Origin of the sequence: Aquimarina litoralis (assembly GCF_019295435.1) — a bacterium.
Classification (GTDB): Bacteria; Bacteroidota; Bacteroidia; order Flavobacteriales; family Flavobacteriaceae; genus Aquimarina; species Aquimarina litoralis_A.
This window is the reverse complement of the sequence record NZ_WEKL01000112.1, coordinates 67,931-84,543: the sequence shown is the minus strand read 5'-3', so window position 1 is coordinate 84,543 and position 16,613 is coordinate 67,931. Positions and strand designations below refer to the sequence as shown.

Annotated in this window: 9 protein-coding genes; 1 reads left to right on the top strand and 8 read right to left on the bottom strand. The window is 33.8% G+C overall.

Features of this window, described 5'->3' with window-relative positions; translation table 11 throughout:
• Position 1: 1 nt before the first annotated feature.
• Entirely contained in the window at positions 2 to 832 is an 831-nt protein-coding gene (locus GBO31_RS25995; protein ID WP_219011558.1) for a universal stress protein, read from the bottom strand.
• A 154-nt stretch (positions 833 to 986) separates the two neighbouring features.
• Between GBO31_RS25995 and GBO31_RS25990 the strand changes: the two genes are divergently transcribed.
• Positions 987 to 1,247: a hypothetical protein gene (locus GBO31_RS25990; RefSeq protein WP_219011557.1), complete on the top strand. Its 261-nt coding sequence runs from the start codon at positions 987 to 989 to the stop codon at positions 1,245 to 1,247.
• A 63-nt stretch (positions 1,248 to 1,310) separates the two neighbouring features.
• Here GBO31_RS25990 and GBO31_RS25985 read toward each other — a convergent pair whose 3' ends face one another.
• The 7 genes from GBO31_RS25985 to GBO31_RS25955 form a co-directional block, all read right to left on the bottom strand.
• The gene (locus tag GBO31_RS25985; protein ID WP_219011556.1) at positions 1,311 to 4,376 is read right to left on the bottom strand and encodes a glycosyl hydrolase family 8; all 3,066 of its coding nucleotides are present in this window, start codon (positions 4,374 to 4,376) and stop codon (positions 1,311 to 1,313) included.
• A gap of 386 nt (positions 4,377 to 4,762) precedes the next feature.
• Positions 4,763 to 5,692: a glycoside hydrolase family 16 protein gene (locus tag GBO31_RS25980; RefSeq protein ID WP_219011555.1), complete on the bottom strand. Its 930-nt coding sequence runs from the start codon at positions 5,690 to 5,692 to the stop codon at positions 4,763 to 4,765.
• Positions 5,693 to 6,155: 463 nt separating this feature from the next.
• The gene (locus GBO31_RS25975; protein WP_219011554.1) at positions 6,156 to 7,535 is read right to left on the bottom strand and encodes an endo-1,4-beta-xylanase; all 1,380 of its coding nucleotides are present in this window, start codon (positions 7,533 to 7,535) and stop codon (positions 6,156 to 6,158) included.
• A 104-nt stretch (positions 7,536 to 7,639) separates the two neighbouring features.
• Complete coding sequence (locus GBO31_RS25970; protein WP_219011553.1) at positions 7,640 to 8,851, bottom strand: hypothetical protein; 1,212 nt, start codon at positions 8,849 to 8,851, stop codon at positions 7,640 to 7,642.
• Between the two features lie 10 nt (positions 8,852 to 8,861).
• Complete coding sequence (locus GBO31_RS25965) at positions 8,862 to 10,412, bottom strand: RagB/SusD family nutrient uptake outer membrane protein (protein ID WP_219011552.1); 1,551 nt, start codon at positions 10,410 to 10,412, stop codon at positions 8,862 to 8,864.
• Between the two features lie 27 nt (positions 10,413 to 10,439).
• On the bottom strand, positions 10,440 to 13,595 hold the full coding sequence (locus tag GBO31_RS25960; RefSeq protein ID WP_219011551.1) for a SusC/RagA family TonB-linked outer membrane protein: 3,156 nt from the start codon (positions 13,593 to 13,595) through the stop codon (positions 10,440 to 10,442).
• 94 nt (positions 13,596 to 13,689) lie between these two features.
• Positions 13,690 to 16,362 carry a glycoside hydrolase family 3 protein gene (locus GBO31_RS25955; RefSeq protein WP_219011550.1) on the bottom strand — a complete coding sequence of 891 codons (2,673 nt, stop codon included), beginning with the start codon at positions 16,360 to 16,362 and terminating at the stop codon, positions 13,690 to 13,692.
• Between the last annotated feature and the right edge of the window lie 251 nt (positions 16,363 to 16,613).

The window sequence follows — 16,613 nt, the reverse complement described above, 5'->3', positions numbered from 1 at the left end:
GCTACATTTTAACTGTTAGCACAGGTTTCGAAGCATGATTAGCTACATCTTCACTAATACTTCCTTTAAGCCAGTGCGATAATCCCTGACGACCATGAGTAGCGATTGCGATGATATCTGTTTCTCTAAGAGATGTATAATTCATAATACCTTTTTCTACTGAATAGTCAGAATAGCGATGAACCATGTTAATTGCTGAAATCGGATCTCTTCTTTTAACTTCTTTAAAAAACTTTAAAAGGGTTTGATCTATCTCATAACTGCTTTTAAAGCTACTTCCAGGAGTGTTTACATATAAAAACTCAATGCGAGATCCCAACATAGTGGCGGCCTCAATAATACGATGATATGCATTAACAGTTTCTAATTGGAAATCACTAACATATAGTAAACGCTCAGGAGAAAATTGTGGTTCATTATCTTTAATAACCAAAACAGGTGTTTCTGAACTTCTAACTACTTTCTCTGCATTACTACCACTAAAAAATGGTACGGTTCCTTTACCTTGAGATCCCATAACAATTAAAGATGCATTTACTTCAATGGCTAATTGAGAAATACTTTTAAAACTTACATGTTTTTGCAACACAGATTCTATAAGAATACCCTTCAAGAAAGGAACATCTATAAAATCTTCCATTTTTTTACCAATTAACTTACTGTAATATATTGCTTCTTCAAAATCATTAGGTTTTTTGTGTAAACTATCCTCTACTCCAGCCATATGCGTTAATATAATTTTTGCTTTATTTCGTTTAGCAATATTTGCAGCCACCTCTAAAGCTATTGCAGAAGTTTCGGAAAAATCAACAGGAATCAATATGGTTTTCATCGGTCTAAAATTTATTAGTTAATACTTCAAAATTAAATCTTAAGCCTTTGAAAAAAGATGACTTTTGTCATCTCCTATTGTTTGTATTTGGGTGATATTTATCATTTCCAGATTCTCATGTACATAATAAGTTTGTAACTATAAATAAAGAGTTATGAAAGCTACAATGCTCATCAAAAACCTATCTAACAAGGATTACAGCGGTTTTATTAAGAAGAACATACTATTTTCTGAAGGTATCTCTAATATAGTCATTGATCTAGCACATTATAAAATAACTTTTGATTATACATCCCATAACGCCTTAGAAGGGTTAAAATCAAAACTTATTAATCTCGGTTTTCTTTTGAAAGATCAGAACTCTATATTATGCATAGATAAAAAACTGAAATTGGATCAAAAAACTTCGAAATAATAGTTTTAAAAACAAACAGCTATAACCAAACTGTTATAACTGTTTGATTGTTTAGTATTCCTATTAATTAACAATTATTTTCTTAATGATTGGTTTGTGTTGATTATGAACCTTGATAAGATAAACACCTTTACTAAGATTATTGAAACTATATTCTTTTTGTTGAATATCTTGTATACTTCTTATCTCTCTGCCTGAAATATCATATAGCACAATTTTTCTAATAGCATCATATTCCGACAATAGTATATGTACTGACCCCTTACTTGGATTAGGATATATCTGTACTGTTCCTATTTCTTCTTTTACAACATTTTCATCTGTCTGTCGCTGATCACATTCTGAATTAAAACTAATCCAATCTAATTGAATATTTCTGCTAGCATTATGAAAATAAAGATATACTACATGATTTCCTGATACAGATATATCTACAGTTTTATCTACATACGTATTCCAACTTCCTGTACTTTCGGGATATATTTCAGCTATTGTATTACTTTCCTGATTGTTATCCAAGCGTATCTTCATATACCCATTTTCAGTATTCCCTTTGGAATATCTAAAGGTAAATTTACCTCCTGATACATTGACATTATCAAATTTTAACCAATGCGAGTATCCTATATTCGTTATTACACCATTATCATTAGTTAGCTGATAAAAATTTTCTACATGATCCTCTGCTTCTATTTTCTCACAAGAGGTACCTCCAGAATCATCGGATGTTTGAAATTTTATCCAATTTACATTGTACAATCCCCCAGATATTTCTAATCGTAAAACTTGATTCACATTATTATTAGTGATTTGTACATTAGGTATGATCACATCCTGCCAAGATTGCCATCCATTGGTATTTGGAATCTCAGCAGACCCCAAAATGGATGTTCCTAATTTTAGTGCTATTGATTTAGCATTGCTTTGCGTGCTGGCTACTCTTACAACTATATCATAGATTCCTGTATTCACGCTACCAATAGTATACTCTAACCACTCTCCATTAGCGGTCCATCCTACATTAGTACCTCCATTAGTATCACTTGTATTTTGAATATCTACTCCTTCATTTGTTCTCCCTTGCCCTCCATTATTACTAGCGTCAGCATCGTTGTAAGCGATTCCTTGTCCTCCATTATCATAATCCTCTGCTTGTATGATACCAGGAATGCTATTGTTTTTGAAAGGTGTCTGTATTGGATCTAACGGATCACCTTCGGCTATCACAACACTTCCTAAATTTGTTGGACAATCATTATTACCCCAACGCACCCATACACTATAATTGCCTGGAGAAACATCATTAAATGTTGCAGATCCTGCGTTGTCATTTACTTGTAATGGATAGGTTGTGCCGCCATCGTTACTAAATTCTATAGCACTTCTCCCAGAAACATCGGAAAAAGCAAAGGTAATTTTTCCGTCATTTGCTCCTAGCATCGTTTCATTTGTAGTACTAACCGTTGCTGTGGGAAACGGAGTGCCGTTACAATCTGGAATATCAATACCATCAGAAAAAGCTTTAAAATTTCCTGATAAATGCATAAAACTCATCATATATAGTAACCCATCATAATATCGATATTGGCCTGAAGGAATCGGAGTATCAAAAAACTCATCAATGAAAGGCCATACTTTTGCATCTTCTAGTGCTAAAGCACCAACTGCGTTACAAGCTACTAATCCCGGAGAGTGATCATTATTTCTACTAAAAGACCCATCTAATGTCCACAATGAACTATATCCTGGTTTGTCTTTAAAAAAATCAATTTGTTTATCAATCAAAGGTTGTACACTATTTTTATTCTTTTGAAACCATGCAAAGTCAAATCCCATATTCATAATATTTCTCCAAGCATCGAACTCAAAATTACCATGGTTTCCTTGATTTACTGGTGTACCATCAAATTCTGAATAATCAGGCATTAATCCTGTTTGCGGATGCGCTGCTCTGGGTAATAAATAGGTTCTACTTACATTAGCCATCTCTGCCCATAACTGATTGTTATTGTCTGCTTCTAACGCCCATATTTCGTAAAAAGCCGGAAGGTGATACGATGGATCGGTAAAACTGGCTGAGTTACCACAAATCCCAAAAACTATTTGTTGCTCATCTAGATCTACCAAAGCAGTCGGGCAAGATCCTGTACTCGGAGCTGGTTTATTAAGCATGCTGTCTAGAATGTAATTTGCTTCTGCTCGATAATTGATCCCTTCAGTGCTACCCCAAAGCGCATCTGCAAAAAATAAGGCGGTTACAAAATATTCCTCTCCATCTGGAGCAGAGTTCTGGTCAATCATAGAAAAATTAGTTCTGTTTAATTGCCAGGAAAATAAACCTTCTCTTTGAGTACCTACAGGATGCTGACTATATCTTTTAGCAAAACGCCATAGCTTATCAAATTCTGATTTTTTTCCTAATTGTACACAGATCATCATTCCATAAGACATTCCTTCAGAACGAATATCATTGTTCCCTGTATCTAATACATAAGCCATATCATTTCCAACTTCGTAATAAAGTCGTTCATTGTTGCTATCTCCATTGACAAAATATTGATCCCAAATAGCATTCATTTTCTGAGCTACAGCTGCTTCTGTTTTTCCAGATTCTACAAACATATTTCTATAGATTCCAGATTCAAAAGATGGTGATGAGGGAATTACAGGGGCAGCTCTTGAAGGAGGTGGAGATCCTAAAAAAGTGAAAGTGATCTGATCCAAAAAGGTATCATTGGACCCATTGTCTGTGGTTAATTCTAATGCCAATATAACAGAATTAGTACCAGATATGGTTATCTCTTTTGTACTTGTAGAGGTTGAAGTTCCAGAAAAACCAAAGGAACCTACGCTATTTCCCGCAAGCATTAAGTCGATCCTTGCTTCGCTGTCATTGGAAGAAGCTCCCATAATTTCTACACGATATAAACCAGGAACAGCTGAAAGATTTACTGTGCCTTCTGCTTTATCATTATTTCCATAAAAAGCAACACCATTAAATGGTGTATCAATAGCTCCCGCATAAGGGCCTCCAATATTTAGATCCTCAATCTGAATTGTGACTTGCCCTGATACCATCATAGCATAGAGCAATAATAATGTGAATAGATTAGTTGTAATTGTCTTCATAAGAAGTTTGTGTTTTAGATAATTAGTTGATCTAAAACTATTACATTTTCTTTCAAACAATTAACTGGAAATCAAATCCTTATAAAAAGCGTTAAAAAATTAAGGAAACAATAAGTTGGTTTTATGCTAAGACCTTATATATTTTTATTTCAAACCACTGTTAATCAAAGTTTTAACCTGTTTTTTTTTGATGCCAAATTTCATGTTTTTTCACGAAAACGTTTTCGTGAAAATTTACACCACTTTTCCATTTTTTCTTTACCCTATTAGCGAATACTATTTTATCTGCTACAAATTAATATGGATTCTATTCCTATAAAAAACAATAGCATTTACATGAAACAAAACCATGTAAATGCTATTAGAAATATTCAACAAATTTGGGGTTATATATTCTTTTTGTCCACTCGTACCCAATCAACCCACATAAATGTATTTTTAAAGAGTTTGATTCTTGAATTATCAAAAAGTGAATTATCTGATCCTATATGCATATTCAAAATCACGTTATGAGGTCCAAAGTTTTCTAATCTTAAATTTGGATTGACCCAGTTACCATAGTTTGCAACTTGGTTGTTATCTACAAAAACATCAATGTATATATTTCCATTTTGATTCGTCCAGTACATATCATATTTATGCCAGTTGTTATCATTCAAATTAAATTTACGTTCTGCACTGGTCCCCATTTCATTCTGCAGAAAGTTTCTACCATAGAATAAATTGCTAGAATATCTACTCCATCCACCAAATGTAAAACCCTCCATAATATCAATTTCACCATGTTGCGGCCACACACTTTCATCTACTGTCCAAAAAGCAGGCCAGGCACCATAGGTTTCTCTAAATTGCCTTCTATTGTTATTAAAATCTTGTGCTGTAAATTTTATCATAGCAGACACTCTATATTGTTCATTTCTTTTAGGTTTAAAGTTAAAATATGACTTCACATGACCAGATTCGTACCTATTTTGACCAACCTTATAAGATCGTAACCTAAGACAGCTCCTATTTTCAAAATTTTGAATAGAAGAATTCCAGTATTTATAGGCACAGATTCTTGAATTATAATCATTTCTTCCATGAGTGCGTTCCCACTTATTTAGATTTCCTCCCTGATTAAAATTATCGAAAAAAACATTCGTCCATCCACTATTTCTATTAGTTAAAATGTTTGTTTCATCCACATTAGCATTCACAATGATATCATTTTCAAAATCTTCTGAAACCTGATCAATAGATTGGTCCTCTTTATCGCAAGCCATAAAGATAAAAAGACAGATCCACCATAAATTAGTTGTTTTTAGAGTTTTCATAATTAGTAAATTAATATTGAGTTAGTATTTTTAAGTCTTCATTACAAGTTTCTCTAGGATAATTGTAATTATGGACTTTATAATTTTTTAACAATTTAAAAACGTAAAGCCCAAATTGATACAGTAAAAAAAGCATTTACTATAATATTTGTCGCATTTATGTTGTTAGTGGAAAGAAAATCAGCAAAAGCAATTAGTTTTTATCTTTTTGTTGTTGAAACATGATAATATAATACTAGATTAAAAGTTTTTTAATTCACAATTGGTTCTTATTTTCTGCTTTTATCAGCTGAACTAGTACTTTATTATCACATTGAGTAAATATTATTTCGAGAAATTGGATTGAATTATTAATATCCTTCTTTTATACTTATATCGAAATATCATCATATAATAGAAGAAACCCTGTAAAACATTTAATTTACAGGGTTTCTCTAATTTAAAATATACTATATGTGTGTTATTATAGTCCTTCTAAAAATCCTAAATAAGCAGGTTTCTTCTCAAATGATTCATCAAATAAAAGAGGCCATTCTGGTCTTCCATTATTTTCTGGAATTAGCCAGGTATCATCATCTTTTAATCCCCAAACGGTTATCGCATATTTCTTGTTTTGTGGAATTGCATTAAATATCTCAACAACTTCTCGCACTTTTTGTCTTTGTGCCTCAGCTCTTTCATCTGTAAGATCTGTTAAATCGTTGGCTGCATTTAGTTTTACATCCAATTCTGCAAAATGTACTATTACATCCTTTGCTACCAACTCATCCGTAGCTTCTTGTATTTGTTCTCTACTTGGGAAATTATAATCTATATGCATTTGATAACCAACTCCATCAATAAGATCACTTGCCAACAAGTCATCAACCATATCCAATACTTTTCCTCTCTTTATACCATCAAATGTCATGTTATAGTCATTATAAAATAACTTTACATTTGGATCCGCAGCTCTTGCAAAAGCAAAGCATTTTTCTACATAATTATCTCCCATTCGTTGCAAGAATAATGTATTTCTCCATTGCGTACCTGCATCATCATCTATAGCTTCGTTAACAACATCCCAAGAATTAATCTTTCCTTGATACCTTGTAAACACCGCATTAATATATTGTTGGATTAGATCTTCAAATTCCTGATCTGTACCGGTAAAATCCTCCAATGCTTGCGGAATACTTCTATGCCATATTAGTGTATGTCCGTGAACATTTAGATTGTTAGCCTCAGCATAATCAATTAGTCCATCTATTCTACTCCAATCAAAAATGATGTTTCCAGAACCATCAATACCTGTGAAAATGGATTCCATTTTCATATCATTTTCTGCTGTAATACTGCTAAATTCTCTTGTATATACCTCATCATACGCAGCTATATTCGTTCTCGCTTCAGAAACGGCAACACCAACAAAGAAATTACCTTCTGTAGCCGATTTTAATGTGATATCATCTGGAAATTCTTCATTCGTTTCGACACTAATGGTATTTGAATTTTCAGATGTAACTCCATTTACTATCGCTCTTACCCGATAATAGTACTCCGTATTAAGGGATAATCCTGTTACGCTTTGAAATAATTGATTTACAGCTAAACTTTCATATCCTTGTAAAAAAGAACCAAAATTAGGGTCTGTAGAAACATCTAATTCATATCCGCTAGCCAAAAATACATTGCTCCAACTTGCTCTAAAACTTGTAAAATCAATCTCGGAAGCATCTTGTGCAACTGGTGGAACAGCCGAAAAACTAGTGGTATTATCATCACTAGAACAAGACACAAAAGTTGTTATCGCTATGAAAAACAAGGCGTAAAAGACCTTGTTACAAACTTTTTCTATTTTCATTGTAATTATTTTATGGAAGGCATATCCAGAAAAGTAAAGCCAATTAAATTAGATTTAATTCCTCTGGATAAGCGTTATTATATTAATTTATTTTGGGAGGTACCTTAGTCAAGCTCTAGTACCTCTAGCCTAAGATTATCATATCTATAACCTGAAGGTACCGCTCCTGCACCACCTTCCTGACTGATTTGCATTCTTATTGCTACAAGAGTAGCAGGATTGGGGTCACCCATACCTTGGTTTCCAACATCAAATCCAAATCCAAAATCAGACATTCTTAATCTTAAGGTTTGCCATCCTGACCCTGTTAAAGGCACTTTAAAAATCCAAGTATCTGTAGTTGCGTCTTTTAAAATAAACTCTAACACTGTTCCTGGATAATCATCTCCATTGATATCAAGGAGAATAAACGCATTTTCAGAATCCGTCGAGGTGGTAACAGGAGCTACATCTTGATGTCCACTTCCTGTAAATCCTAATGAACCAGTTCCATCCCAAACAATTTCTGCTCCTCCGCTTCCATCTACACCTAAACCGTTGGCAATTTCAAAAATATTATCCCCATAAGAGAACCAATCGCCTCCAGGCTCGTAATTATTATTAATGTTTGGTATTCCATTTCCATCAAAATCACTAAATAAAACCTCTACAATACCACCAACTATAGGTAAATCTTTCGAAACCATCCCTCCTGCAGTTACTACTGTAAATTCGGTAGTTTCTGTTTTTCCTTCAGGAAAAGTAAAAAGAATTTCTTGTGGAGAAACTACTGTAAAATCTCCTACAGATTCTCCATCTATAAGCACATCTTCAACATTAAAAAACCAATTACCAAAGGCTCTCATTTCAATACCAGCTTCTCCTTTTGCTGGCGAAAAAGTATCCGCTACCGTTAAAGTAGGACCTGGTTGTTTGATCGTAAATTCTGTTGAAACAGATTCTCCAAACAAATTGGTAAAAGTAACTGTTTGACTACCAAAACGGCTTCCCTGATCTGCATCAAAAGGAACATTAAAAAACAGTGCCACATTAGAATTTAATGTAGAATTGAAAAAGGTGTTTACTGTGCCATCAAAAATGATTTCTTTCATATCATTAAGACCAGTACCTTCCACTCTTACCAATTCTGCCGGGAATCCTTCATTAATAGCTGGTTCATCTCCAAGTGATACTATATTTACTATTTCTGGATTTCCAAATTGAAGTCCATTTTCATTATCATCATCACAAGATGATGTGAATACCCATAAGCCAATTACTGAGCATAAAACAAGTAATTTCTGGATATATATCTTTTCTTTATTTTTTTTCATCATTACTTATTTATTAGTCATTAATTATATAGTCTACTGCAGGACTGGCTGTATCAATAAATGATAACTCAGCCGACGGTATTGGCAATAAAAAATCATCATTATCAATACCATCTATAAATAATGAAACCACATTAAACGGAACCAATGTATTAACAGTTCCTCTATCCTGATTTCTAATAATATCTTTAGCTGTTTCTCTATCCATTCTCACTAAGTCCAACCAATATTTGCCAGCTTCAAAAGCAAATTCGATCCTTCTTTCATCCATAAGAGCTTCTCTTGTTATCATTCCTTTTTCGGATAATCCAGCTCTTCTTCTTATTTGGTTAAAAGCATCTACTGCAGCAGCATCTCCTGTGGAATCAGCATTACCCATAATTGCTTCTGCATATATCAAAAGTACATCAGCATATCTCATTAATTGCGTACTCATTTCTGTTCTCATAAAAAACACGTTTGGATGTTCATTCAATGACCCTACAACATATTTTCTGTACCTCAATCTAGTAGAAGAATCGTCGCCATTTTCAGGGAAAGTCCATCCACCTTCACTAGTCAGCAACTCAGGATAGAATCTTCCTGGTTCACAAATAATCCATTGTCTACGTAAATCTTCTTCTCCAGCATCTGTAACCTTATCAAAGGAAAGAAACAAATCAATACTTGGCGATACAGAGCCAAAAGACCCATCATTACCAATCACATCGTCACTAGCAATAAGGTATGCTTGATTGGTATTCTGAATACCCCATAATCCATTGATAGAAGTCCAAACCCATCTATATATCCCTTCGCTATTTACACTTGCTGAAGGATCTATAAATTGATCCTGATAATTAGGTTGTAGACTATGTAATCCACTATCAATAACCAACTGTGCATAATCTCTTGCCTTGTCATATTCTTTAAGCGTTAGATACATTTCTGCTAAATATGCCCATGCAGCTGTTTTTCCAACTCTTATCCCTCCAGAAGAACCTGTAGGTAATAACTCTGCTGCTTTTTTCAGGTCATCTTCTATAAATGCGTAAATACTAGAAACTGTATTCAGCGGATATAAAGTAGAAGTATCTGAAGTTACTTCATCAATAACAGGAATTTCTCCCCACAAGCGCACTAAATAGAAATAAGAAAAAGCTCTCACAAATCTGGCTTCACCTTCTACCTGATTTCTTACATCTTCCGAAATCTCTTCATTTAATGGTTGACTAACTACTTTCAACAACTGATTTGCATCGGCAATCCCTTTATAGAAACCTTCCCATCCTTCTAACAACACTCCATTATTTACACCAACTGAGAATAATCTCCAAGGCGCATCTGATTCAAAACCAATAGAATTCCCAGATAACATATCTAACGAATACATAAACTTATCATTGGTTGTAAAAAAGGATTGTCCATACAATGAATTTGCTCCGGCCAATAATTGGTCATCTGTTTGATAAAAATTATCTTCTGTAATTGAATCAACTACATCTATATCTAAAAAATCTTCACTACAAGATGAGATAAGGGCCAATACAAAAGCATACGTAAAAATTCTTTTTATACTTTTCATACTAAACATATTAATTTCTTTTTCATATTAAAATTGTACATTAAGTCCAAGAGTCATCGTTCTTGGAACAGGATATCGACCAAAATCTATACCTTTAAACAGAGCACTCTGGTTAAGTGATCCTACTTCAGGATCATAACCTGAATAGTTCGTAAATGTGTATAAATTTTGAATCGTTGTATACACTCTTATCTGGTCAAAAAACTTAATTTTTTCTCCAAAAGTGTCTTTAGGCAAAGTACATCCTAAAGTAACACTTTGAATTCTTAGATAAGATCCGTCTTCTATAAATCTATCGGATACTCTGTTGTTTCCGTTTTTATCTCCATCAGAGTATCTTGGTAAGCTTCCGTCTGGGTTTGAAGCGCTATATCTATCAATTACTGAAGTAGCTTGATTAGCATTAAAACGATTCACACCTTCGATATAAGTTCTAGTATAGTTATAAATGTCATTTCCATAGGTTCCTTGTAGGAATACCGATAAATCAAACATTCCATATCTGAAATTATTGGTCACACTGAAAGTAAAATCAGGATGAGGATTTCCAATGAAAGTTCTATCATTATCATCAATCACTCCATCTCCATTCAAATCTTTAAATCGCACATCTCCTAACCAAGTACCATTTGCTTCATCTACAGAACTTTCTGCAGGAATAGCAGCAGGATCAGTACCTGTCAAATCTTCAATATCTCTAAATAAGCCATCTGTTACAAAACCAAAAAACATTCCAATAGGCTGGCCAACTTCTGATCTAGTTAAATTAGCAATTATTTCCTCATCTTGTAGCGTCCCTATAATAGCATCATTATCTCCAGATAGTTCAGTGATTTCATTTCTATATAAACTAAATACAATATTGGTATCCCAACTAAACTTTTCTTTGTTGATGTTTTTCGTATTTAGTGTAACATCTATACCATCATTGATCATTTCTCCAAAGTTTTCTACTGGAGCATTGATTCCAATAAACGATAGTGTATTTAAACTACCCAAAAATCCAGGGATCGGTCTAGTTGCTAAGAAATCTTTAGATGTTTTTCTATATACATCTACGTCCAATCTTATATTATTATCTAAGAAACCTAATTCAACTCCTAAATTTGGAGAAATTAAGGATTCCCATGCAACATCAGGATTGTTAAAATTCGCTAAGCTAAATCCACTACCAAGTGCAGTATTTTGATTTCTAAGAAAACTTAGATATAAGAAATTATTAATGTCTTGGTTTCCACTTGTACCGTATCCAGCGCGAATTTTGAAATAACTCCAAGCACTAGAGATTCCTTCCATGAATGGCTCATCACTTACTACCCAAGCAGCAGATACCGATGGGAACAATCCAAAGCGATTATTAGGGCCAAATTTTGACGAACCGTCATATCTCAATGAAGCTGAAAATAAATATTTCGAATTATAATCGTAATTGATTCTACCAAAATAAGATAGGAGAGAAGCTGCTCCTTCAAAAGATTCTGACAATGATGTTTCTGCGTCTCCAGTATTTAAACCTGGAATATCATTACTTGGAAAATTAGATCTTTGTCCTGATAATCCTTGAAATTGTATTTTCTGAGCCTCTGTTCCTAATAGAATATCAAAATTGTGATTTCCTATGCTTGGCGTATATGTCAAATAATTTTTAAACAGATAATATAATCCTTCATTAGCTCCTTTAAAAGCAGAATTTAAGCCATTCGAAAGTGATCCAAAATCAAAAGTTGGGAAAAAACTTTCTGTTTTAGCTGTATTATAATCATATCCTAAATCCGTTCTGAATTTCAGATTATTTGCCAATTTAAGATCTAAATAAATATTTCCATTCATTTTAAATCTTTCCAATGTACTGTTTCGTATTTCTGAAGCTGCTACTGGATTTAATGCTCCCGTATTACCCAAGCCATTTTCTGGTGATCCAAAAGTTCCATCTGGATTTCTAACAGGTACATTTGGAGTTTGTCTTAAAGCATTAATAATGGTTCCATTACGAGAATCATTTAATCCTATTTGCTCTAAAGAACTACTCAAGTTGATGTTATGTCCAAACTTGATCCAGTCATTATACTTATAATCTAAATTTAATCGTAATCCAAATCTTCGTAAGCCAGAATTAATTACAATACCTTCCTGATCAAAATAATTCGCAGAGGCATAGAATTTCGTTTTCTCTTTTCCTCCAGAAATAGATAATTGATGATTGGTAATTGGTGCAGCTCTAAAAATTTCACGTTGCCAGTTCGTTCCATCTCCCAAAATACTTGGATCTTCAAATTGTGGAGCAGGAGGTAAATTAGTAGATGGACTTTGTCTAACTTCATTTGAATAGGCCGCAAATTCTCTAAGATTCATCATATCCAATAATTTAGGCGCAGTTTGGATACCTCCATAAGTTTCGTAACTTATTTTTGCTTTACCTGCTTTACCTCTTTTCGTAGTRATTAAAACCACTCCATTAGAGGATTGCGCACCGTATATCGCCGCGGCAGAAGCATCTTTTAGAACCGTAATAGATTCAATATCATTCGGGTTTAATGCAGAAAGTGGACTCAAAGCTGTTTGACCTCCAGTTCCTCCAAAACGCGAAAAGTTAAAAGAATTGTCCTCAGAATTCTGAACGTTTACTCCGTCAATTATATATAGAGGCTCGTTAGATCCTGTAACCGAAGTTGTACCTCGTATTCTTACAGACACTGCTCCTCCAGGTCTTCCTGTACTACGTGTAACTGTTACTCCAGACACCAATCCCTGAATTCCTTGATCAATATTTGTAACTGTTTGTTTATCTAAAACATCTCCACTAATAGTTGCCACAGCAGAGGTAAGATCTTTTTTTCTACTTTGTCCGTAACCAATAACTACAACTTGTTCTAAATCTGTAGTCTCCTGAAGCATAGTTACGTTAATTTTTTCTTCCGGTTGCACGACAATTTTTTCTATTGTTTGCATACCTACATAAGAAAATACAATAATGTTTCCGATAGTTACTCCTGGTAATTCATAATTACCATCAAAGTCTGTTAAAACACCTTTGTTGGTGTTTTTTATCGAAACATTAACTCCTGGTAGGGGCAAACCAGTTTGATCAGTGATTGTTCCACTGATCACACTTTCTTCTTGCGAAAAAACATGTTGTGTCCCAATTATAAACAATGCAATAATTGCGAGTTTAAGTTTTATCATATATAATTTTTTAAGGTTATACTTACTTTAAGACCAGAACACTCTTAAATTCAGTCAGAATATTCTGATAAATCAATTGAATTTTAAGTTTCTGTTAACTATTAATTTTTAGTGTTTTTGTTAACACTTGTGTTGTACTAGCTCCCTTTTTGCTAGCACTATCTGGCTGTTTTCCTCCTATATGTAATTGAATTTCTCCAAGTTCAATTTGTTCTTTTCCATCAGCAGTTATCTGCGTATATTGTTTTGGCGTTACTGTAAAATTTACCTTTTTGGTTTCGCCCGATTTTATGTTAATTCTTTGAAATCCAATTAGAGAATGTACTGCTCCATTATCTTGATTGGTATGCGATAGATATAATTGAACTACTTCATCTCCATCAACATCTCCTGCGTTTGTAATCTGTACTGTAACCGGAATGTCTTCATTTGCTTTTATAGATTCCGGTATTTCCATACCTTCATACGTAAAATTGGTATACGACAATCCGTGCCCAAATGGGTATAAAGGTTCTCCTTTAAAATACTTATAGGTTCGATTAGTCATATCATACGATTTGAAATCCGGAAGATCTTCTACAGATTTATAAAAAGTAACAGGTAGTCTACCAGCAGGATTGTAATCTCCAAACAGCACATCTGCAATAGCTTTTCCACCAAATTCTCCTGGATACCAAGCTTCAAGAATTGCTGGTACATTTTCATCAGCCCAATTGATAGCAAGAGCACTTCCGTTCATCAATACTAGGACAGTTGGTTTTCCTAAGGCATGTATCTCTTTCATCAGATCAATTTGAGATTTCGGCAAAGAAATTTCAGATCTGTCACCTTTATCAAAACCATCCAAAACTACCGGCATTTCTTCTCCTTCTATATCTGGAGATAATCCAAGGCATAGCACAACAACTTCTGATTTTTTAGCAGCTTCAATTGCTGGTGCTATCAGATCCTCCTCAAGTTTAGACCATAATAATTGTGCCTGAGGATCCGTATGGTAATTATAATAGTCTATTTTTATATCGTATGATTCTCCAGCGACCATTTTCATGTCCAAATACCTCATTTTTGGTTCATGATCATCTTTAAATTCAACTCTTAGTGAGTCGTTTACATACAATTTTCCAGCACTACTTGCTCGTAATCCAATTCTATAATTTCCACTTTCTTCTGGAACAATTTTCCCTGTCCATCTAACCGAAAAGTTATCAGAAGTAGCATTTTCAAATGGTTTTTTAGATACCCAAATAAAATTAATAATGCTATCAATGCGAGTTACCTTAGGTGTTCCTTTCCATTCTTTATTATCAAAATATTCCCCTTTTAATCCAACGTTATCACCATTTTTTAGGACTGAAGATGGAATAGGAAGTAATAAAGGCCAACCTTTTGCAATATGGCTTCCTCTAGCATAATAAACTTTGGCATTTGGTAATTTTTGCTTAATTGCTGCAAGTGGTGTAATATGATTGAGAGGAGTACCATGATAATTTCCTAACAGTACTTGTTTTGCATTTGCATTAGGGCCTATTACTGCAATTGATTTGATATCTTTTTTTAGTGGTAATGTTTTATTTTCATTTTTTAACAAAACCATTGATTCCTTAGCAGTTTCTTCGGATAGCTGATAATGTTTTTCACTACAAACCACCTCATAAGGTATTTTTGACCAAGAAACACTTTCTTCTGCATCAAACATCCCTAGCTTAAATCTAGCTTCCATTAATCTTGCAAGCGCAAGATCTACTTTTGCTTCGTCCACTAATCCTTTGAGTACAGCATCATTTAAATTGGGATCAAAAGCATTTCCACAATTCAAGTCTGTTCCTCTATTTACTGCTAAAGCAGAAGCCTCAGCAGGGGTTTCGACTAATTCATGCTTATTTGGTTCCCAAAAATCATTGATTGCCCAACAATCGGAAACCACATAACCATCAAACCCCCACTCTTTTCGAAGTATATCATTTAATAACAAATTACTCCCACAGCAAGCTTCGTCTCTATATCTATTGTATGCACACATGACGGATTGCACATTTGCTTCTTTAATTGCTGCTTCAAAAGCTGGCAAATAAGTTTCTTTTAGATCTCTATCTGATGTGTGATAATTATCTTCATGCCTAGACTTTTCAGGACCGCTATGCACAGCAAAATGTTTCGCTGTAGCAACTACTTTAAGGTAATTGGGATCATCTCCTTGTAATCCTTTTATAAAATTGACTCCCATTCGGCTGGTCAAATATGGATCTTCTCCATACGTTTCTTGACCTCTTCCCCATCTTGGATCTCTGAAAATATTAATGTTTGGAGTCCAAAAAGTAAGCCCTTGGTAAATTCCTCTTCGGTTTTCTTTGATAAATCGATGATGTTTGGCTCTTGCCTCATCAGAGATTACAGTACCTACATCAAATAATAATGGAGCATTCCAGGTAGCTCCCATTCCAATTGCCTGCGGAAACACAGTTGCTTTTCCTGCTCTTGCTACTCCATGTAAACACTCATTCCACCAATTATAAGCAGGAACCCCCAAACGTTCTATAGCTGGTGCATCATATCGCATCTGTGACACTTTCTCAGAAAGTGTCATATGACTTATTAAATCATTTGCCCGTTCGCTAGCAGATAATTTAGGGTCCCTATACTTATATTCTTTTTCATTCTCTTTTTGTGTACCACAACTAATCGCTACCTGAAGAATGACAGCTACGATCAGTAAACTTTTAACTTTTAAAAGGCTTTGGGATATTTTTCTGGAATTTGTTTTTGTCATTATACTCTATTGAAACTGATTGTCTTTTTACGATATTAAATCAAGAATGAAAACAAATAATCCAAGTACTACTACTATTAAAAATATCTCTGCCAGAATTTTAATATTAGAGTATTTCTTTTTCATACTTGTTTAATGAATTAATAAATTTTTAACAATTTATGTACAGTATCAAAAAAACAGTAGTACATATAAAGCATATACTAAAACATTTGTTGCATTTTGCTTGTATAACCCCTGTTTTACAACAT

Excerpts from the sequence above, each read along its gene's own strand:
- GBO31_RS25970 (WP_219011553.1), bottom strand. The coding sequence starts at position 8,851 with ATGATGAAAAAAAATAAAGAAAAGATATATATCCAGAAATTACTTGTT.
- GBO31_RS25955 (WP_219011550.1), bottom strand. The coding sequence starts at position 16,362 with ATGACAAAAACAAATTCCAGAAAAATATCCCAAAGCCTTTTAAAAGTT.
- GBO31_RS25995 (WP_219011558.1), bottom strand. The coding sequence starts at position 832 with ATGAAAACCATATTGATTCCTGTTGATTTTTCCGAAACTTCTGCAATA.
- GBO31_RS25965 (WP_219011552.1), bottom strand. The coding sequence starts at position 10,412 with ATGAAAAGTATAAAAAGAATTTTTACGTATGCTTTTGTATTGGCCCTT.
- GBO31_RS25975 (WP_219011554.1), bottom strand. The coding sequence starts at position 7,535 with ATGAAAATAGAAAAAGTTTGTAACAAGGTCTTTTACGCCTTGTTTTTC.
- GBO31_RS25985 (WP_219011556.1), bottom strand. The coding sequence starts at position 4,376 with ATGAAGACAATTACAACTAATCTATTCACATTATTATTGCTCTATGCT.
- GBO31_RS25980 (WP_219011555.1), bottom strand. The coding sequence starts at position 5,692 with ATGAAAACTCTAAAAACAACTAATTTATGGTGGATCTGTCTTTTTATC.
- GBO31_RS25990 (WP_219011557.1), top strand. The coding sequence starts at position 987 with ATGAAAGCTACAATGCTCATCAAAAACCTATCTAACAAGGATTACAGC.